The organism is Nonomuraea sp. AD125B (assembly GCF_041402765.1).
Classification (GTDB): Bacteria; Actinomycetota; Actinomycetes; order Streptosporangiales; family Streptosporangiaceae; genus Nonomuraea; species Nonomuraea bangladeshensis.
Map to the genome: position 1 here is coordinate 185,571 of NZ_JBGLOU010000005.1, position 18,818 is coordinate 204,388.

16 protein-coding genes are annotated in these 18,818 nt (G+C 71.1%); 8 read left to right on the plus strand and 8 right to left on the minus strand.

Features of this window, described 5'->3' with window-relative positions:
- Positions 1-7 precede the first annotated feature (7 nt).
- The gene (locus ACBR40_RS15370) at positions 8-979 is read right to left on the minus strand and encodes a helix-turn-helix domain-containing protein (protein WP_371249117.1); all 972 of its coding nucleotides are present in this window, start codon (positions 977-979) and stop codon (positions 8-10) included.
- A 740-nt stretch (positions 980-1,719) separates the two neighbouring features.
- Between ACBR40_RS15370 and ACBR40_RS15375 the strand changes: the two genes are divergently transcribed.
- The gene (locus tag ACBR40_RS15375) at positions 1,720-3,669 is read left to right on the plus strand and encodes a WD40 repeat domain-containing protein (RefSeq protein ID WP_371249118.1); all 1,950 of its coding nucleotides are present in this window, start codon (positions 1,720-1,722) and stop codon (positions 3,667-3,669) included.
- A gap of 49 nt (positions 3,670-3,718) precedes the next feature.
- On the opposite strand, the gene ACBR40_RS15380 is transcribed toward ACBR40_RS15375, so the two are convergent.
- On the minus strand, positions 3,719-5,041 hold the full coding sequence (locus ACBR40_RS15380; protein WP_371249119.1) for an aminoglycoside phosphotransferase family protein: 1,323 nt from the start codon (positions 5,039-5,041) through the stop codon (positions 3,719-3,721).
- Positions 5,042-5,112: 71 nt separating this feature from the next.
- Here ACBR40_RS15380 and ACBR40_RS15385 point away from each other — a divergent pair, with 71 nt between their 5' ends.
- Positions 5,113-5,790, plus strand: a complete 678-nt coding sequence (locus tag ACBR40_RS15385; protein WP_344219750.1) for a helix-turn-helix domain-containing protein — start codon at positions 5,113-5,115, stop codon at positions 5,788-5,790.
- Here ACBR40_RS15385 and ACBR40_RS15390 read toward each other — a convergent pair.
- Together ACBR40_RS15390 and ACBR40_RS15395 are read right to left on the minus strand one after the other, a co-directional pair.
- Positions 5,776-6,381, minus strand: coding sequence for a GNAT family N-acetyltransferase (locus ACBR40_RS15390; protein ID WP_371249120.1), 606 nt, complete (start codon positions 6,379-6,381; stop codon positions 5,776-5,778). The genes ACBR40_RS15385 and ACBR40_RS15390 overlap by 15 nt on opposite strands.
- Entirely contained in the window at positions 6,378-7,055 is a 678-nt protein-coding gene (locus tag ACBR40_RS15395) for an NUDIX domain-containing protein (protein ID WP_371249121.1), read from the minus strand. Before ACBR40_RS15395 ends, ACBR40_RS15390 begins: the two co-directional genes overlap by 4 nt.
- A gap of 100 nt (positions 7,056-7,155) precedes the next feature.
- Here ACBR40_RS15395 and ACBR40_RS15400 point away from each other — a divergent pair, with 100 nt between their 5' ends.
- Complete coding sequence (locus tag ACBR40_RS15400) at positions 7,156-7,905, plus strand: DeoR/GlpR family DNA-binding transcription regulator (protein WP_371249122.1); 750 nt, start codon at positions 7,156-7,158, stop codon at positions 7,903-7,905.
- Positions 7,906-7,910: 5 nt separating this feature from the next.
- Here ACBR40_RS15400 and ACBR40_RS15405 read toward each other — a convergent pair whose 3' ends face one another.
- A complete protein-coding gene (locus ACBR40_RS15405; protein ID WP_371249123.1) occupies positions 7,911-9,656 on the minus strand; it encodes an acetolactate synthase large subunit in 1,746 nt (581 codons plus the stop codon).
- Between the two features lie 459 nt (positions 9,657-10,115).
- Here ACBR40_RS15405 and ACBR40_RS15410 point away from each other — a divergent pair, with 459 nt between their 5' ends.
- Positions 10,116-10,646 (plus strand): hypothetical protein, encoded by a 531-nt coding sequence (locus ACBR40_RS15410; protein ID WP_371249124.1) that lies wholly within the window; start codon positions 10,116-10,118, stop codon positions 10,644-10,646.
- A 24-nt stretch (positions 10,647-10,670) separates the two neighbouring features.
- On the opposite strand, the gene ACBR40_RS15415 is transcribed toward ACBR40_RS15410, so the two are convergent.
- The gene (locus ACBR40_RS15415) at positions 10,671-10,991 is read right to left on the minus strand and encodes a DUF6624 domain-containing protein (protein ID WP_371249125.1); all 321 of its coding nucleotides are present in this window, start codon (positions 10,989-10,991) and stop codon (positions 10,671-10,673) included.
- 38 nt (positions 10,992-11,029) lie between these two features.
- The gene (locus tag ACBR40_RS15420) at positions 11,030-12,043 is read right to left on the minus strand and encodes a LacI family DNA-binding transcriptional regulator (RefSeq protein WP_371249126.1); all 1,014 of its coding nucleotides are present in this window, start codon (positions 12,041-12,043) and stop codon (positions 11,030-11,032) included.
- A 225-nt stretch (positions 12,044-12,268) separates the two neighbouring features.
- Here ACBR40_RS15420 and ACBR40_RS15425 point away from each other — a divergent pair, with 225 nt between their 5' ends.
- From ACBR40_RS15425 to ACBR40_RS15440, 4 genes are read left to right on the plus strand one after another with little or no spacing between them, the layout of a single operon-like run.
- Positions 12,269-13,342, plus strand: a complete 1,074-nt coding sequence (locus tag ACBR40_RS15425; RefSeq protein WP_371249127.1) for a sugar ABC transporter substrate-binding protein — start codon at positions 12,269-12,271, stop codon at positions 13,340-13,342.
- A complete protein-coding gene (locus ACBR40_RS15430) occupies positions 13,332-14,843 on the plus strand; it encodes a sugar ABC transporter ATP-binding protein (protein WP_371249128.1) in 1,512 nt (503 codons plus the stop codon). The genes ACBR40_RS15425 and ACBR40_RS15430 overlap by 11 nt, the downstream gene beginning before the upstream one ends.
- Positions 14,836-15,825 carry an ABC transporter permease gene (locus ACBR40_RS15435; RefSeq protein ID WP_371249129.1) on the plus strand — a complete coding sequence of 330 codons (990 nt, stop codon included), beginning with the start codon at positions 14,836-14,838 and terminating at the stop codon, positions 15,823-15,825. Before ACBR40_RS15430 ends, ACBR40_RS15435 begins: the two co-directional genes overlap by 8 nt.
- Positions 15,825-17,567 (plus strand): CocE/NonD family hydrolase, encoded by a 1,743-nt coding sequence (locus ACBR40_RS15440; RefSeq protein WP_371249130.1) that lies wholly within the window; start codon positions 15,825-15,827, stop codon positions 17,565-17,567. Before ACBR40_RS15435 ends, ACBR40_RS15440 begins: the two co-directional genes overlap by 1 nt.
- A gap of 66 nt (positions 17,568-17,633) precedes the next feature.
- Here the strand turns inward: ACBR40_RS15440 and ACBR40_RS15445 are convergent, their stop codons facing one another.
- Positions 17,634-18,611 (minus strand): acyl-CoA desaturase, encoded by a 978-nt coding sequence (locus ACBR40_RS15445; RefSeq protein ID WP_371249131.1) that lies wholly within the window; start codon positions 18,609-18,611, stop codon positions 17,634-17,636.
- Between the last annotated feature and the right edge of the window lie 207 nt (positions 18,612-18,818).

Genomic DNA, 18,818 nt, shown 5'->3' on the forward strand with positions numbered 1-18,818 from the left:
GCCGCCGTCAGGTGCTTCCGGTCGCTGCGTGTCGTCGATATTCGCCCGGCGGCATTCCATAGGCGGAGCGGAATGCCCGGTTGAACGCCGCGGCGTCCGCGAATCCCCATCGTGCGGCGATCTCGGTGACGCTGCGGCCGGCGTGGCGGCCGTCGGTCAGGTCGGCGCGGCAGCGCTCCAGGCGTTGCGCGCGGATGTAGCCACCGATGGTCTGTTCCTCCTGCCGGAAGATGTGGTGCAGGTAGCGCACCGAGATGTGGTGGGCCGCGGCGATCGAGGCCGGCGACAGATCGGGACGGTCGAGGTGGCGTTGCACGAAGACCTTGATCTGCCGCGCCAGCGCCCGCCGGCGGGTCTGCGCCGGCACCGTGCGGCCCGCGTCGGCCACCGTGGCCAGGAAGACGGCCGACAGGTCGATCGCGACCGTCTCCAGCCGGGCGCGGTCGGCGGGTTCCAGGGCCGGCCCCTGCTTCATGAGCTGTTCCAGGAACCGGCCGAGCAGCGCCGCCGGACCCCGCCGGGAGGAGAACGGCCGGGCCGTCCGGGCGCGCAGCAGCCGCTCGGGCAGCGGCACCGCCGTCTGCGGCAGGTACAGCGTGATCACGCGCGCCTGGCCGGCCCGGTGCAGGATCTGGCAGTCGAACGGCCGGGAGGTGTCGTGGAGCACCATGTCGCCGGCCGCCAGCGGTGCGTGGTCACGGCCCTGTTCGAGCCACATCGTCCCTGTGCGCACCAGCGTCAGCATCCACAGCTCCGGATCGGAGCGCCGGACGAGCCGGGCGGTGCGCGTCGACCGCATGCCGTCGCAGCGCGGTGACGCCACCAGGGCGGCCCCGAGCGGCAGGAGCGACACCGAGGCGTGGAAGTCGGCGGTGTGGTCGCTGCTGATCTCGGTGGGGATCAGCTGCCGGGCGGTCAGGTCGCACCACCAGCCGAACCGTTCGGCGGCTGGGACGTCCGCGCTGCGCAACTCGATCACACCGCACCCTCCTCATGCGATTGCGCTCCACGACAAGAACTACGCACTGACAGTCAATAAACGCTGGCTATTCCGCTTATACGATGCTTGCGATTAAAGGCCGAAGAGCCCGATCTTCGCACAAGTCGGAAGGAGTAGGTGCTCGCCGTCCAGTCACTTCCCGACCAGGAGGATTCATGAGCAGGGCGCGGAGATCAGGACCGGCGCTCTCAGCAATGGAATTCTCCGCGACAAGCGGCATCGCACGTGGGGCAACACGCATTTGAGAGGCCCACCACGCCCGGATGACAGGAACCGTCACGTGAGAGGCAGCACACGCCTGCCGGAGAGGTCCACCGTTGGTTGAGCACCACTCGCCTGGCCGTGGCGGCGGGCGGCATCTCATCGAGGAGGTATTGGGCGACGCGCATTTCCTCATCCATGCCGACCCGGACGAGGTGCTGGCCCTCGCGTCCCGGGCGGAGGGGGCCGAGGCGCGGTCGGTGGCGGCGGTCTACCGTACGTCCGCTGGTTGGCACCGTGGACTGAGGCCCGGTGCGCGACGCCAGGTTCTGGCCGTGGACGCCGCCCGATGGCAGGCCGGCGACCTTGGTCACCGGCTCGCCGAGGTGCCGGACGAGCACGGCGCGGAGGCTCCGTTCCGCGTCGAGTGGGCGACGGGCACGTCGTTGGACAGCGCGCTGCTGTGGTCGGCCGAGCTGCCGTGCCACGTAAGACTGGGGCCGGCGACGGTCCGGGCGATGGCCACCGGCGGCTCGCCGGGTCATGACGTGGTGACCGTCGCGTCCCGCGGGCGTGAGGGCTGGGTCTGGGACCTGGGATCGGGCAGATGTGTCGGCAGACCGGTGTTCGGCGACGGCGGGGTCCACGCCCTGGAGATCGTGGTGCTGGACGGTCGCCGATCGCTTGTCATCAGTGGATACAGCATCGTCGACGACCTCCTGCGGGCGAGTGTGTGGGTGATGGACCTCGACTCCGGGCAGCGCGTCGGCGCACGGATCGTCACCGGGCACGTGAGCGATCCTCTGGCCGTCACCACGGTGGAGGGCCGTCCGATCGTGATCTCCGGCGGATCGGCGGTGAGAGCGTGGGACCTGCTTGACGGTCATCCATTGGGCACCCCGTTCGAGGCGCACCTCGGTACGAGGGCGGTCTCGATCACCACGACGACCCTGGACGGCCGGTCGATCGCGATCATCGGTGACGACGACGGCCGCTTGCACGTGTGGGATCCCCTCTCCGCAAGCAAGGTCGCGGCCTCGATCACGACATCCGGCAAGCCGGAAAGCCTGCTCGCCTTGTCCCTCAACGGTCGTCCCGTCGTGGTCTGCGGGGGCCACGACGGTCCGGTCGAGGTCCGGGATCTGCGCGACGGGACGCTCCTCCGCGAGCTGCTGCCGCGGGGCCTCCTGACGAGCGGCAGCCGATCGCTCGCGTACGGGGAACTCGGCGGCCGCCCGATCCTGGCCGCGGTCGACCGCGCTGGGCGCGTGCGTGTGCTGGACGCGGCCACCGGCGAGCCGCTGTGCGTGCCCTTGCCACCGGGCCGCGCGAAACCTGACGCGGTCAGCGTGGCCGAGGCCGACGGCCGTGTCGTCGCGGTCACCAGTGGCCTGCAGTCGTCGGTGGTGCGGGCCTGGGACCTGACCGCCGCATGTGCGGCGCCTGCCGCCGGGCGACCGCGCCGCCTGCCGGGCGAGGTCACGGGCTTGGTCGTCGGCGAGGTCGGCGGCCGCGAGGTCGTCGTCACGGCGCACCACGACGCCTGCGACAAGGATGATCCCGGGCGGGGCGAAGGGCATCTGTGCGTCATCGACCTGGCCGACGGCACGTTCCTGGGTCCCCCCATCCCCACCGGACCGGGACAGATCCGGCTCGCCCTGGCCGACCTCGACGGCGATCCCGTAGCGGTGATCAACCGCAACCGACGATCGGCTCCGCGGCTGCTGCGCCTGCCCGGCGGTCAGGCCAGGGACGTCGCCTTCAGCACGCCGCACTACGAGCAGGACCATCACGGCCGCATCACCGCGGTGGTCACCGGCCACCTGGGCGGCCGTCCCGTGGTGGTGACGGGCGGACGCTCCAACGAAGCGCGGGTGTGGTTCATGGACGACGGCTCCCTGGGCACAGCCATCACCGGGCGCGGCGATGAGCACGCCGGCGTCACCGCCGCCGTCATCGGCTCGCTTCGAGGCCGCGCCGTGGCGGTCACCGCCGGACACGGGTTCGGCGCGCCCGAGATACGGGCGTGGTGGCTGTCCAGCGGCCGCCCGGTCTGCCGACCGGAGACCGGTCACAGCGGAACGGTGAACGCCATCGCGATCAGCGCACTCGACGGCGTCCCCGTCGTGGTCACCGGCGGCACGGACCGTACTGTCCGCGTGTGGGACCTGGACAGCGGACAGCCGGTCAGGCAGCCCTTCGTCGGGCATACGGCGCCAGTGCTGGCCCTGACGGCGACGGAATTTGCCGGCCACCCCGTCGTGGTGAGCGGCGGTGAGGATCACACGGCCCGAGTGTGGGACCTGGACAGTGGCCGGCAGCTGCGGCGGGCGGATCTCCCGGGCGCGGTGTCGCACGTGGCCGCAGCGTCGTCGGACGGCCGGCTGATCGTCGCGTTCGGTGACGACCTGGCGGTCCTGGCGCTTCGGCCCTTGGCGGCGGAGAGAGAGCCGGAAGATGTCGCGTAGAACTTCGCGCCGCGTTGCGATCCCATCGCAGAGGCCGGGCCGATGAGCCCTACTTCTGCCACCCGTTGGTGGTCAGGCTCGGGTCGGTGGCCGCGTTCAGCAGCCGCCGGGCCCAACCGTAGGTCATGGGCAGCCAGTTGAAGTCGTGATCCGGTCCGACGATGCCGGCCAGCTCGATCAGCTTCATCATCTCCACCACGGCGGCGAGCGGCTTGGCCACGTGCCACGCGCTGCGCATCCGTTCCGGGGCGACGGCGCCGGACCAGGCGGCGAAGTAGGCGTCGAGGTAGCTCGCGGCGTCCGGCTCGGACGTGTCCAGCAGCCACGAGGCCAGATCGAACAACGGGTTCGTGATGGTGGCGAAGCTCCAGTCGTGCAACAGGATCTCGTCCTCGCGTACGACCACATTGCCCGGGTGGAAGTCGCGGTGGACGATCGTCGCCGGAACGGCCGCCTCGTCCAGGCGCTCGGCGCACTCGACGAGATACGGCGTCAGCGCCTGAAGCCGATCGGCCTCCTCGCCGCTCAGCGCCCGGCCCAGATTTCTCGGCCGCTTGGGCGCCCGCCAGAGGTCGTCACGGGCCAAGGTCGACCGCACAGCGTCGGCCAGCGCAGCCGGGGTGAGCCGGGAACATCCCGCGTCGGTCAGCTCGTCCACGCGGCCGATGGTCTCTTTCTGCACCATGGCCAGCTGCGCCAGGCAGGCACGACGCTTCTCCACGGAGACCGCCCAGCCGTCCACGCCGCCGAAGTCCTCGGCGAGCCACCAGCGATCATCGCGTGACATCGCGGTGATGGTGGCGAACGGCGCGATGCGCAAGGACGCCAGGTAGCGCGTGATGTCCGGTTCGCGGGCCAGCCTCGGCAGGACCGCCTTCAGGTAGAGGTCCCCACGGTCGGTCGGCGTGCGGAGCACGGCGGACATGCTCCAGTGCTTGATCTGCCGGCTCGGACCGAGCCGGGCGCGACCGGCGGCCTTGAGCTCCTCGTCGATGTAGGACTCGGCTCGCTCGAACCACCCCGGCTGGAACCAGTCGGAGACCGGCGGCCGAGATCGCGCCGCCCGGCGATCGAGGACGAGGCTCTGCCCGGTGACCGCGTCCTGCCCGTGCCAGGCGAACCCGTCGGCGCAGGCCGGGCGTGCCCCGCCCGCCGCCAGCAGCACCACTGTCGTGAAGTCCAACGGCTCCAGGACCACCGTGCTCAGCCCGAGCTCGCGACGGACGAGATCGGTCAGCTCGCTGTCCATGGGCGGCCACCTGGCGTCGAAGCGCACCCGGGGCAGCGCCGGATCGCCGCCGGCCATGTCGCACAGCACGGCACCGTCCTGGTCGACGACGACCAGCACGACTTCCACGGATTCGGACGACATGAACAACCCTCCCAGTGTCGGGGGCCGTACGGGGCAGCGTTGCGGAGCATGTGCTCTGCTAAGCTCCGAGGATGGCCCGGCCGCGCACCCATGATCTCGATCAGTTGCTGGACGTCGCCGAGCGGCTGGTGGCCGACCACGGCCCCGAGCGGTTCACCGTGCGAGGGCTCGCGGCCGCCTCGGGAGTGTCGAACGGAGCCATCTATCACGCGTTCGGCTCCCTGCCCGTGCTGCTCGGGCGGCTGTGGCTGAGGGCCGCGGGAGAGTTCCTCGACCTGCAGACCGAGCTCGCCGACGCCGCGTACGAAGCCGGCGGCCCCGGCGCGGCGACCGAGGCGGTGGTGGCCGCGGCGGGGACGCCCGCGGTGTTCGCCGACCGCCGGCCCGCCGCGGCCCGCATGCTCATCTCGGTACGCCGCGACCAGCTCCTCGGTCCCGAGGTGCCCGAGGAGCTGACCGAGGCGATGTTCGCCCTGGACAAACGGCTGGTGGCGCTGCTGATCCGCCTGTCGCAGGGGCTCTGGGGCCGCGCCGACGGGGCCGGCGTCGAGGTGATCACCGTGTGCGTGGTCGACCTCCCGACGGCGCTGTTCCGCCGTGCACTGACCGCCCCGACCGCCGACGGCAGGCCCGTGGTCACGGAGGACTGCCGTGAACGCCTGCGCACCGCCGTCCGCGCGGTCCTCACCCTCCCCCCTCCTCCGCCGAACACGCGGCCGGCCCCGGCGAAGCCGTCACCGCCCCGCTGAACCAGGCGGGTACGGCCGGCGGTCGCGCCAGCGGGCCGCGCTCAGGCGGTACAGCACATGGCGGCGGAGCCGGTGACCGGGCGGCAGGACCGGATGGTCGAAGTCGCCGGCGGTGTCGTGGATCATGCCGAGGCGTTCCATGACGGCGCTGGAGCGCGTGTTGACCGTCGCGGTGAAGGAGACGACCTCCTCCAGGCCGAGCCGGTCGAAGGCGAAGTCGAGCGCGGCGGTGGCGGCTTCGGTGGCGTACCCGTGGCCCCAGGCCCGGCGGCTCAGGCGCCAGGCGATCTCGACGGCCGGCAGGAACGGCGCCTCGAACGCGGGCCGGTGCAGCCCGGTGAAGCCGATGAACTCGCCGGTCTCCTGGAGCTCCAGCGCCCAGCGTCCCCAGCCCTGACGGGCGACCGCGTCGCCACTGGCGGCCGCGAACGCGTCGCTCTCGGCGCGGCTGAGCGTGGCGGGGAAGTGTTCCATGACGGACGGGTCGGCGTTGAGCGCGGCGAAGGGCTCCAGGTCGGACGGGCGCCAGGGACGCAGCAGCAGCCGCTCGGTGCGCAGCTCGGCCGGCGGCAGGAGGGTGGGAAGGTTCACCGGGACAGATCCTCCGTCTCAGGGGAGAAGGGGCCGTGCAGCGCGGCCCACTGCAGCAGCATGATGGTCTTGGCGTCGGCGATGCCGCCGTCGCGGACGAGGCGGAGCGCGTGGTCGAAGCCGAGCTCGACGACCTCGATGTCCTCGCCCTCCTCGGCGATCCCGCCGCCGCGCGAGGCGCGGGTGGTGGAGTCGTAGGGGGCGGCGTAGAAGTGCAGGCGCTCGGTGACCGAGCCGGGGCTCATGTAGACGGTGAAGACGTGCTCGACCTCGCCGATCGCGTGGCCGGTCTCCTCCGCGGCCTCGCGGCGGATCGCCTCCTCCGGGCTCTCGTCGTCGAGCAGTCCGGCGGCGGTCTCCAGCAGCATGCCGTCGGCGTGCCCGTTGACGTAGGCGGGGTAGCGGAACTGGCGGGTCAGCAGGACGGTGCGGCGGCTGACGTCGTACAGCAGGACCGTCGCGCCGTTGCCGCGATCGTAGGTCTCCCGTTCCTGCGTGCTCCAGCGGCCGTCGGCGTGCCGGTAGTCGAAGGTGGTGGTGCGCAGCACGTACCAGTTGCAGGACAGCAGCCGCACGTCGCGCACCCGGACCCGGGGGTTGCCGGTGAGGTCGCGTCCCACCTGGTCCAGGCCGGTGCGGCCGCGCCGGTCCGGTGTGTCGAGTCCCGCGGTCACGATGCCACGCCGAGGGGGACGTACCGAGGGCTTGCGATAGGAATCATCACGTGGCAGAACTATAATGGGAAAAAATCGGAATGAACAAGGAGAAACGTGCATGCTGGCCGCGCAACGCAGGGACCTGCTGCTGACACGCCTCCAGAGGGACGGCCGGATCATCGCCAAGGACCTCGCCGCCGAGCTCGGCCTGTCGGAGGACAGCATCCGTCGTGACCTGCGCGACCTGGCCGCCGCCGGTCTGTGCCAGCGCGTGTACGGCGGCGCGCTGCCCGCCTCCCCCGCGATCGCCGACTACGCCACCCGCCAGGGCGTCGAGGTTCCCGGCAAGCAGCGCGTGGCCGCGGCCGCGGCCACGCTCGTCGAGCCCGGCAGCACCGCGATCCTGGACGGCGGCACCACGGCCCTCGCGGTCGCCCGAGCGCTCCCGCTCGACCTGCGCGCCACCGTCGTCACCCACAGCCCGACGGTGGCCGGCGCCCTGGCCGGCCACCACGACGTGGAGGTCTACCTGATCGGCGGGCGCTTGTTCAAGCACTCGATGGTGGCCTGCGGGGCGGCGGCGGTGGAGGCGGCCCGCGCGGTCAACGCCGACCTCTTCCTGCTCGGCGTGACGGGCGTACATCCCGAGACCGGGCTGACCACGGACGACGCCGACGAGGCCGCGATGAAGCGCGCCCTCGCGCGGCAGGCCGCCGACACCTATGTGCTGGCCAGCTCGGAGAAGATCGGCGCGGCGTCCCGGTTCGCCGTCCTGCCGCTGACGGAGGTGGCCGGCGTCGTCACCGACGCCGACCCGGGCAACGCCGCCGTGCGGGCGCTCGGCGTGCCGGTCATCCAGGCCACCTGACCGACTCAGCCGTCCTCGTCGTTCTCCCACTTCGGCGCCATGTCCCGGGCGATCTTGATGTCGTCGTTGCTGGTGCCTGCCGGGACCATCGGCCACACCAGGGCGTCCTGGTGGACGACGAAGTCGATCACGACGGGGACGTCGTTGATCTCCATGGCCTTCCTGATCACGTCGTCCACGTCCTCCGGCCGCTCGCACCGCAGGCCCACACAGCCGAAGGCGTCCGCCAGTTTGACGAAGTCCGGGATGCGGCGCGTCGCCCGCAGGTCGGTGTTGGAGTAACGCTGGTCGTAGAAGAGCGTCTGCCACTGGCGGACCATGCCGAGGTTGCCGTTGTTGATGACGGCGACCTTGATCGGCACACCTTCCAGGGCGCAGGTGGCGAGCTCCTGGTTGGTCATCTGGAAGCAGCCGTCGCCGTCGATGGCCCAGACCGTGCTCTCCGGGCGGCCCATCTTCGCGCCCATCGCGGCCGGGACGGCGAAGCCCATCGTGCCGGCGCCGCCGGAGTTGATGAACGTGCCGGGGTTCTCGTAGTCGATGAACTGCGAGGCCCACATCTGGTGCTGGCCGACGCCGGCCACGTAGTAGGCGTCAGGCCCGACGATCGCGCTCAGCCGCTCCATCACGTACTGCGGGGCCAGCGAGCCGTCCTCGAACGTCTCATAACCCAGCGGGTAGGTCTCCTTGTAGCCGTTGAGCAGCCGCCACCACTCGTCATAGTCGCCTGTCTGGACGGCCGCGATGAGGTCGATCAGGACCTCCTTGCAGTCGCCCACGATCGGCACGTCGGCGTGGCGGTTCTTGGAGATCTCGGCCGGGTCGATGTCGGCGTGCACGACCTTCGCGTACGGCGCGAACGACGACAGGTCACCGGTGACCCGCTCGTCGAACCGCACACCCAAGCCGATGATCAGATCGGACTGCTGAAGCGCGCCCACGGCCGCGACACTGCCGTGCATGCCGGGCATGCCCATGTGCTGCGGATGCCCGTCGGGGAACGTGCCACGGGCCATCAGCGTGGTCACGACCGGGATGTTCGTCAGCTCGGCGAACCGCAGCAACTCGGCCGAGGCCCGCGCCTTGTGGACACCGCCGCCCACGTAGAGGACCGGCCGCCGCGACTCGGCGATCAGCTTGGCCGCCTCGCGGATCTGCCTGATGTGCGGCTTGGTGACCGGCCGGTAGCCGGGCAACCGCATGACCGGCGGCCACGAGAAGACCGTCTCGGACTGTAACGCGTCCTTGGTGATGTCCACCAGGACGGGGCCGGGGCGGCCGGTGGAGGCGATGTGGAACGCCTCCATGATCGTACGGGCGATGTCACCGGGATCGGTCACCAGGAAGTTGTGCTTGGTGATCGGCAGCGTGATGCCGGAGATGTCGGCCTCCTGGAAGGAGTCCGTGCCGATCATCGGCGCGGCCACCTGCCCCGTGATCGCCACGATCGGCACCGAGTCCATGAAGGCGTCGGCGATGGGCGTCACCAGGTTCGTTGCGCCGGGGCCGCTGGTCGCCATGCACACGCCGACCTTGCCGGTGGCCTGCGCGTAACCTTCGGCCGCGTGCCCGGCGCCCTGCTCGTGCCTGACGAGCACGTGCCGCACCTTGACCGAGTCGTAGAGGGGATCGTAGGCGGGCAGGATGTTGCCGCCGGGGATCCCGAACACGGTGTCCACTCCCATCTGTTCCAAAGCCCTGACCAGGGCCTGTGCACCTGTCATCCGTTCAGTCATCGACTCGTTCCTCAAGTGGCTGCTCGATCGCGGGCATAAAAAAAGCCCCGTCCCACCGGAGCGGTGGGCCTGGGGCGGCGCGCAGGTCGTCGTGCTTCGCTATCGGCCTGTGCGCCGGCGAAGTACTACGAGGAGTTCACTGCGAAGCATGGCCCACACCATAGCCGCTCCGAACGCCTCAACGTCAACTGCGTCATGGCATAAGCACAGCTTGGGGGTCAACCACCCGCATCCACGTCGAGACGGCCGTCGAACCGGCAGCTTCGGCGAGAAGGCCAGGGTGTTGGTCCCGCCGATCGAGCAGCTGAAGCATCGGTTCTCCCCGGACCCCCACCAAGACAGTAGATATCACTCAGCGTGTTGACAAGGTACGAATCTGCAACCTTCATGGCCATATCGAGGAGCCGACGTTGAAGGCTGTCATGTCTTCGTAGCCGCAATGGTTCCGTTCATCCCCCGGCAGGGAGAGCCCCGGTGACCTCACGTTCCTCTCGGCAGAGCCGAAGCATCCGCGTCCTGACGGCCCTCCTGGCCGTCGCCGCCCTCGTCATGGTCGTCCGTCCCGCCCAAGCAGCCGTGCCCACGCAGTGCCAGGGAAGCGAGACCGTCACGTACAGCCCGGGGGTCACCTTCACGCCGCAGAACATCGAGATCACGGTGAGCGGCCGGTTCAGCTCCTGTCTCGGCGGCACGGGCCAGGTGACGAGCGGGACGTACGGGGAGCAGTTCACCATCTTCGTCGGCTGCACCGACCTCTTCGACGGGTTCGAGGGGCAGCGGGTCGTCGAGTGGAACACCGGTGACAGCAGCGTCATCGAAGGCACCGGCAGCAGCACCGCCGCGGCCGGCCAGGTCGTCACCACGTTCACCGGCACCGTCGCGCAGGGCCGCTTCCAGGGCGCGTCCGCGGTGCAGACGGTCACGCTCGTGCAGCCGGGGTTGCTGCAGTGCCTCACCACCGGCTTCACCAGGGCGACCGGGCTGACGACGCTCACCATCGCCTGAGCCGCCATGCCCCGCCGGCTGTTCTCAGCCCTGCTCGTACCGGCGCATGTGCCGGTCGTACTCGGCGTGCGGCTCAATCCCCACCTCGGCGCGGCGCTCGTCAGGGTGCCCGGGATCCTCGACGGGGTGCGGGCCGAACCCGCCTTCGGCGGTCTGCCGGTACTGCGTGCCGTACACCTGAGGACGCCCCTCGCCCACGCGGACGCGGTCGACCAGGTACGCGAGGTGCCGCGGAGCCGCCTGCCCCCGGGCGACGGCGTCGCGCTCACCGACGAGGTCGTGTCCGGGCCAGCCGTGCGCGTCGATGACCCGCTTGAGGAACGCGGTGCCGCGCCAGCAGCTCATCGCGTAACTCCGGGTCGAGCACATCCTCTCCTCTCGGATCAGCCGCGTACGGTGGAGGCCCGCACGATCACCTCCGGGGCGAACAGCACCTGCCGGTGCCGGTGCTGTTCGCCGATGTCGATCTCCTCAAGCAGGAGTTCGGCGGCCACCCGCCCCAGCTCCCGGCGCGGCTGCCGGATCGAGCTGAGCGGTACGGTGGCGGCCGCCGCGTAGTCGATGTCGTCGTAGCCGATGAGGGCGATGTCGTCCGGGACGCGCAGGCCGAGCGTGGACAGGCCCTGCATCATGCCGAGGGCGAGGGTGTCGTTGGCGCAGAACAGGGCGGTGGGCCTGGCGCGCCGGGGCAGGGCGGCCAGGTGTTCGGCGGCGTGCCGCCCCGAGGCGAAGCTGAGCGAGGGCACCTGGATCAGCTCCAGCGTCGCGCCGTCGCCGGCGTCCGCCACGGCCGCGGCGGCTCCCTTGTGCCGTCCGGTCACCTGGCTGCTGCCGCCGGGACCGCCGACGAAGGCGAGCTTCCGGTGTCCCTGCCCGAGCAGGTGCTCGGCGGCCATCCTGCCGCCCAGGTGGTCGTCCACCGCGGCCGCGCAGCGGTGCAGGTTGGCGGAGACGTGGGCGAGCAGCACCGCGGGGGTGCCGCGCTCGATGAGCTGGTCGAGCCGGTCGTTCTCCCCGTCCACGGGCGTGATCAGGATGCCCTGGACGCGTTGTTCCTCCAGATGGTCGAGGTAGCGGCGCTCGCGCGGGCCGTCGTGGTCGCTGTTGCACAGGGTGACCATCATGCCGTTGGCCTCGGCCACGGTCTGCACCCCTGCCGCGACGTCGGTGCAGAAGGGGTTGGTGACGTCGGGGACGACGAGCCCCATCGTCCGGGTGCGGCCGGAGCGCAGCGCGCGGGCGGACTCGTTGCGGACGAAGCCGAGCTCGTTCATGGCGCTGAGCACCCGCTGCCGGGTGGCCGGCGCGACCGCGTGCGGCCGGTTCAGCACGTTGCTGACCGTGCCGATCGACACGCTGGCCAGCTGTGCGACCTCCTTGATGCTCGCTATCGCCACGGCCCCTCACAGCTGCGCATCGGACAACACAGGATCTTGAGCGGCAGAAGCCTACTACACGCCTTGCCGATGCTTTGAAACGTAATAACGACCCTCAGCCCCCCGCAACTTCTTCGTGACCTGGAAATCCTCCTGTAACCCTTGACGCGCTCTTCACGGCAAATCTAGCCTCTCCTGCCAGGCGGTTTAAAACGTTTCATACCCCCAGCCGCCTGAGGAGGCACAGTGAACGGCTCTTGGAAGCGAGCCGGCCGCTTCGGCGCGGCCCTCGCCCTCGTCCTCGCCGGGGCTCTCGCCTGCGGCGACAACGCCACGAGCACCCCGGAACAGCCCGCGTCGGCCGGCACCGGGACGACCACCGCCGCACCTCCCAGCCCCCCGGCCGGAGTGGTGGAGTTCCAGCAGGCGGAGCCGGGCAGCGGCAAGGGCATCACGATCGGCTTCACCCAGCTCTCGCTCGCCTCCGGGTTCCCCCAGGACGTGCAGAAGGGCGTCGAGGAGCAGGCGAAACGGGCCGGCGCGGAGCTGATCACCTGTGACTCCAAGATGGACGCGGCGAAGGCTCTGGACTGTGCCAACCTGTTCAAGACCCGCGGCGCCCAGGGTCTCATAACGTTTCAAGCGGACACCAACGCCGCTCCCCGCATCTGCGCCGCGGGACCGGCCGTGCCGGTGCTCGCGGTGGACATCTCGCAGAAGCCGTGCGAGACGTCGTTCGTCGGCGCCGCCAACGCCTACGCGGGCCAGCTGATCGGCTACGAGCTCGGCAAGCACTTCAAGGAGAAGTTCGACTGCAAGTACGACGCCTTCGTCTCGCTGGAGGCGCTGCAGGTCGGCGAGGTCAACGAGCAGCGCATGGGCGGCATCCGGCAGGGCTTCGCGAGCGTCTGCGGCGAGGTGCGGAACCTGCGCAAGCTGGACGCCGGCGGCGCGGGCGGTGACGTCGCGCAGAAGCTCATGACCGACACCCTCACGGCGCTGCCCGGCCAGCACCACATCATCCTGGTCGGCATCAACGAGGACGGCATCCTCGGCGCGCTGGCCGCGGCCCGCGCCCAGAACCGTACGAACGACCTCTACCTGGGCGTGCAGAACTTCAACCCCAAGAACTGCGTCATCTACCAGCACCCCAACTGGATCGGCAGCGTCGCCTACTTCCCCGAGCGTTACGGCGAGATCCTGGTCCCCAACCTGATCAAGGCCGTCAAGGGCGAGAAGCTCCCGGCGCAGCTCCTCGTCCCGCACCTGGTGATCAACAAGGCCAACGCCAAGCAGAACTACCCCGACTATGCCTGCTGAGCAGCCCCCCTTCCTGCGGGCGCGCGGCATCCGCAAGTCGTTCGGCGCGGTCGAGGTCCTGCACGGAGTGGACCTCGCCGTCGCCCCCGGCACGGTGCTGGCGCTGCTCGGCGAGAACGGCGCGGGCAAGTCCACCCTGGTGCGCATCATCGCCGGCGACCTGCAGGCCGACGCCGGCGAGATCGCCCTGGACGGAACGCCCACCGGCATCAAGGACGTCGCGGCCGCCCGCGCCCTCGGCATCAAGCTCATCTACCAGGAGATCAGCGACGCTCCCCCGCTGAGCGTGGCGGAGAACATCGTCCTCGGGGCCTGGCCCGCCCGCGGCGGCCTCGTCAGGAGCCGCGAGAGCCGGGCCCGCGCCCGCGACGTGCTCGACATGCTGGGCGTGGACCTGCCGCTGGAGGCCGCCGTGGGCACCCTGCGGCTCGGCGAGCGGCAGCTCGTCGAGATCGCCCGCGCGCTCACCGGGCAGGGCCGCTGCCTGATCTTCGACGAGCCCACCGCGGCGCTGTCGGACGCCGAGACCGAGCGGCTGTTCGAGGTGATCGACGGGCTGCGCCGGCGCGGAGTCGCGATCATGTACATCACCCACCGGCTGGACGAGGTGTTCCGCATCGCCGACGAGGTGGCCGTGCTGCGCGACGGCCACATCACGCTGCACGAGCGGGTCGCCGACGTGAGCAAGGACCTGGTCATCGAGGCGATGGTCGGCCGCGCCGTGCAGCACCAGACCCGCGGCGAGGAGCGCGAGGCTCCCGCCGGCGAGCCTCTGGTGTCCCTGCGGGGCGCGGCGAGCGGTGGCGCGTACCAGGGCGTCGACCTCGCCGTACGCCCCGGCGAGATCGTCGCCCTGTACGGCAAGGTCGGCTCGGGCGCCTCGGAGGTGGCCGAGACCGTCTTCGGCATGCGGTCGCTGGAGGCGGGCACGCTGGACGTCGGCGGCCGTACCGTCCGCTTCCGCCACCCGGCCGACGCCATCGCCGCCGGCGTGGGCTGCCTGCCGGGCGACCGGCAGCGGGAGGCGATGTTCCGCTCCCGCTCGGTGGCCGAGAACCTGGCCGCCCCGAGCTGGCGCGGCCTGGCCCGCGCGGGTCTCCTGAGCAGCGGCCGTGAGGCGTCGGCCTACCGGCGCTGGCACGACAAGCTGCGCATCCGCTCCACCAGCGACCCCGGCCAGCAGATCTGGACGCTGTCGGGCGGCAACCAGCAGAAGGTGGTGCTCGGCCGCTGGCTGGAGCACGGATCGAAGGTCATGGTCCTGGTCGAGCCGACCAGGGGCGTGGACGTGGGCGCCCGGCAGGAGATCTACCGGGCCGTGCGCGCCCTCGCCGAGCAGGGCAGCGCGGTGATGGTGGCGACCTCCGACTACGAGGACGTCGTCGAGCTGGCGGACCGCGCGGTCGTCATGGTACGCGGCAGAACCGTGGCCGAGTTCACCGGAGCCGCCATCGGGGTGGAGGCCCTGACCGGGGCGGCAGGAGGAGTGATCGATGAGTGAGACGCTGACCGCGCAGGCCGCCCCGGCGCCGGAGGCGGCCAGGCCGAAGACCAGGCGGCGGGCGCCCGAGACGCTCGCGCTGCTGGTCTTCCTCGTGGCGGAGGTCATCTTCTTCTCCGTGAAGTCCCCCTATTTCCTGAACTGGGACAACTGGGGGAACATCCTGACCGCCGTGTCGATCACCGGCGTGCTCGCGATGGCCGGCACGCTGGTGATGGTCGGCGGCCAGTTCGACCTGTCGGTCGGGTCCGGCGTGGCGTTCGTCGGGATCGTGCTGGTGCAGGCCGCGCCGGTGCTCGGCATCTGGCCGGCGCTGGGGCTGGCGGTGCTGGCCGGGCTCGGCATCGGGCTGCTCAACGGTTTCCTCGTCACCGTGGTCGGGGTCAACGCGCTGATCACGACGCTGGGCATGCTCGGCATCTTCCGCGGCCTCACGCTCGTCATCGGCAAGGGGCAGAGCATCTTCATCGAGGGCTTCGACTGGGCGACGGCGCGGCCCTTCCTCGGCATCCCGATGCCGGCCATCGTGCTGGTCGTGGTCGTCGCGGTGTTCTTCGTGCTCATGCGCTTCACCGTCTTCGGCCGCAAAGTCTACGCGATCGGCGCCAACCCGGTCGCGGCCCGGCTGGTGGGCATCCGCGTCAACCGGGTGCTGTTCGCCGGGTTCCTGCTGTCGGGGGCGTGCATGGCGCTGGCCGGGCTGATGGTCACCTCCCAGCTCGGCTCCAGCTCCGCCAACACCGGCGTGGGCCTGGAGCTGGCCGTGGTCACCGCGGTCATCCTGGGCGGCACCAGCCTGTCCGGCGGCACCGGCACCATCGGCGGCACGGTGGTGGGCCTGCTCATCGTGGGCGTGCTCAGCAACGGGCTGACGCTGCTGAACGTGGACTCGTCCTGGCAGCAGGTCGCGACCGGCGTGCTGCTCATCCTGGCCGTGGCCGTGGACCGCCTGCGCCAGACGTACATGAGGAGGAACGGCTGATGAGCTTCGGGGTACGGGTCGAGCGCGGGGTCGCCGTACCGATGCGCGACGGCACGGTGCTGCGTGCCGACGTGTGGCATCCGGCCGAGGGCGGGCCGTGGCCGACGCTGCTGCAGCGGCTGCCGTACGACAAGTCGTCGTCGTTCATGGCCCAGCACATCGTCGGGCTGGAACCGCTGCAGGCCGTCGAGGCCGGCTTCGCCGTCGTCGTCCAGGACACCCGGGGCCGCTACAGCTCGGGCGGCGGCTTCAACCCCTACCTCGACGAGACCGAGGACGGCCTGGACACCATCGCCTGGGTGCGTTCGCAGCCGTTCTCCGACGGCCAGGTCGGCATGTACGGCGCCTCCTACATCGGCGCCACCCAGCTCCTGGCCGCCCGCGCCGCGCCCGAGGGTTTGATCGCGATCGCCCCGCAGCTCACCGCCGCCGAGTACCACGACGTGTGGTCCTACTCCGGCGGCGCCCTCCAGCTCGGCTTCCTGCTGCTGTGGATCGCCGAGTCGCTGGCCCCGGTGGATCTGCTGCGCCGCCCGGCCGGCCCGGAACGCGACCGGGCGCAGGCCACGCTGCTGGAGATCCTGCGCGACCCGCACGCCGCCTACACCCGGCTGCCGCTGGACCGCGACGAGCTGGCCGAGCTGGCTCCGTACTACCGCGAGTGGCTCAGCCACCCCGACAGGGACGTGTTCTGGCAGCTCATCGACCCGAGCGGCGCGCACGGGAGGATGAACGTGGCCGGGCTGCACATCGGCGGCTGGCACGACATCTTCCTGCCCGGCACCCTGCGCAACTACGCGGGCCTCCGCTCCCAGGCGCCGTCGGAGTGGGCCCGCCAGAACCAGCACCTCATCGTCGGCCCCTGGGCGCACGGCAACCTCGGCGACTACCAGGGCGACCTGTGGTACGGCTACGGCGGCGCCTCGGCCGCGCTCGACCTGACCGCCACGCACCTGGAGTTCTTCCGCGCCGCCGCCGAGGGCCGCCCGGCCGAGCTGCCGCCCGTGAAGATCTTCGTCATGGGCGCGAACGCGTGGCGCGAGGAGATGGAGTGGCCGCTGTCCCGCGCCAAGGACACCGCCTTCTACCTGCGCAGCGGCGGCGGCGCGAACTCGGCCGCCGGCGACGGCCGCCTCGACCGCGCCGCGCCGTCCCCGGACGAGCCCGCCGACCACTATCTCGCCGACCCGGCCGACCCGGTGCCGACGGCGGGCGGCGCGACGTTCCTGCCCGGCGTGCTGTTCGGCCGCAACTCCGGACAGAAGGAGCAGTCAGCCGTCGAGCGCCGTCAGGACGTGCTCGTCTACACCAGCGCGCCGCTGGAGTCCGACCTGGAGGTGACCGGCGAGGTGGTGATCGAGCTGCACGCCGCCTCCAGCGCCGAGGACTGCGACTGGACCGCCCGCCTGGTGGACGTCCACCCCGACGGCACCGCCTACGGCGTGGTGGACGGCATTCTGCGCGCCCGCTACCGGCACGGCACCGACCGGCAGGTGCCGCTCACCCCCGGCGACCCCGAGCTCTTCCGCTTCCCGCTCGGCTCGACCAGCCAGGTCTTCAAGGCCGGTCACCGCATCCGGCTGCAGGTGGCCAGCTCCAACTTCCCCCGTTTCGACCGCAACCCCCAGCGGTGGACGCCGCCCGCGACCGCCCGCGAGGAGGACCTGCGCCCGGCCCGGCAGACCGTCTTCCACGACGGCCTGCGCGCCAGCCGCCTCATCCTGCCCGTCATCGAGTCCTGACGCCGGTCGAGCCGGTCACCTGCTCGGCCGCGCAGCAACCCCAGGAAGAAGGCGCGCTCGGGGTTGTCACGGCCAGGCGCCCGGCGGCGGGGCCGCCTCCGGGACGCCGGGAGCGCGGCCGGCGCGGAGGGTCGTCAGGCGGTCGGCGCTCGGCCAGCGTACGCCGTGGGCCCAGCCCGCCCGCTCGAACCAGCGGATCAGCCGCGCGCTGGGGTCGAGCTGGCCCCTGAGCACGCCGTGCCGGGCGCAGGTCGGCTCCACGTGGTGCCAGTTGTGCCAGCCCTCGCCGAGCGTCAGCATCGCCACCCACCACACGTTCGACGAACGGTCCCTGGTGCGGAACGGGCGGTCGCCGAAGGTGTGGGCGATCGAGTTGACCGACCAGGTGACGTGGTGCACCACGGCGTAGCGGATCAGGCCGCCCCACAGGAGCGCGCTCCACGCGCCCGCCCACGACATCGACCACAGCCCGCCGGCGGCGGCCGGGAGCGCGAACGACAGGAGGACGACCGCCGGGTAGGCGCCGTCGAAACGCCGCACGTCGGGGTCGTTCAGCAGGTCGGGCACCCAGTGCCGGCGGCTGGAGCGGCGCTGGGCCGTGTAGAACCAGCCGATGTGGGCGTGCAGCATGCCGCGCAGCAGCGCGAGGCCGCTGTCGCCGTAGCGCCACGGCGAGTGCGGGTCGCCTTCGCGGTCGGCGTACTTGTGGTGGCGGCGGTGCTCGGCGGCCCACAGCGTGAGCGGGCCCTCGACGGCCAGGCCGCCGGCCAGCATGAGCGCGATCCTGAGCGCCCGGTTGGCCTTGAAGGCGCGGTGGGTGAAGAGGCGGTGGTAGCCGATGGCGATCCCGAAGATGCTCACCAGGTACATCACGACCGCGATGACCAGGTCGCGAGGGCCGACGCCCCAGCCCCAGGCGGCCGGCACCGCGAGGGCCAGCAGCACCACGGGCAGGAGCACCAGGACGACCAGATAGGCGAGGCGGCGGCCGGTGGTGACCGTCACCGTCTCCGCCGTGGCCGGCCGCGGCATGGGTGAGGTCACGTTTCCTCCCGGGCGGTTCAGGACGAGCGGGCTCCTTATTCAACGGCGACGCCCATGGCGTGCGGCAATGCCCTGAGAGTAACGGGATGATTACCGTGAGGAAGCAAAACCGTGGACTCGGCTGCCATGAAGAAAAGGGGTGATCTAGATTGTGATTGCACAACGTGATCATCACGGTACGCTCCGAAACCAGGCGGAAAGGTCCAC

Coding starts and splice junctions, on each gene's coding strand:
- ACBR40_RS15375 (WP_371249118.1), top strand. CDS start 1,720: ATGGCCACCGGCGGCTCGCCGGGTCATGACGTGGTGACCGTCGCGTCC.
- ACBR40_RS15380 (WP_371249119.1), bottom strand. CDS start 5,041: ATGTCGTCCGAATCCGTGGAAGTCGTGCTGGTCGTCGTCGACCAGGAC.
- ACBR40_RS15385 (WP_344219750.1), top strand. CDS start 5,113: ATGGCCCGGCCGCGCACCCATGATCTCGATCAGTTGCTGGACGTCGCC.
- ACBR40_RS15400 (WP_371249122.1), top strand. CDS start 7,156: ATGCTGGCCGCGCAACGCAGGGACCTGCTGCTGACACGCCTCCAGAGG.
- ACBR40_RS15415 (WP_371249125.1), bottom strand. CDS start 10,991: ATGAGCTGCTGGCGCGGCACCGCGTTCCTCAAGCGGGTCATCGACGCG.
- ACBR40_RS15430 (WP_371249128.1), top strand. CDS start 13,332: ATGCCTGCTGAGCAGCCCCCCTTCCTGCGGGCGCGCGGCATCCGCAAG.
- ACBR40_RS15435 (WP_371249129.1), top strand. CDS start 14,836: ATGAGTGAGACGCTGACCGCGCAGGCCGCCCCGGCGCCGGAGGCGGCC.
- ACBR40_RS15440 (WP_371249130.1), top strand. CDS start 15,825: ATGAGCTTCGGGGTACGGGTCGAGCGCGGGGTCGCCGTACCGATGCGC.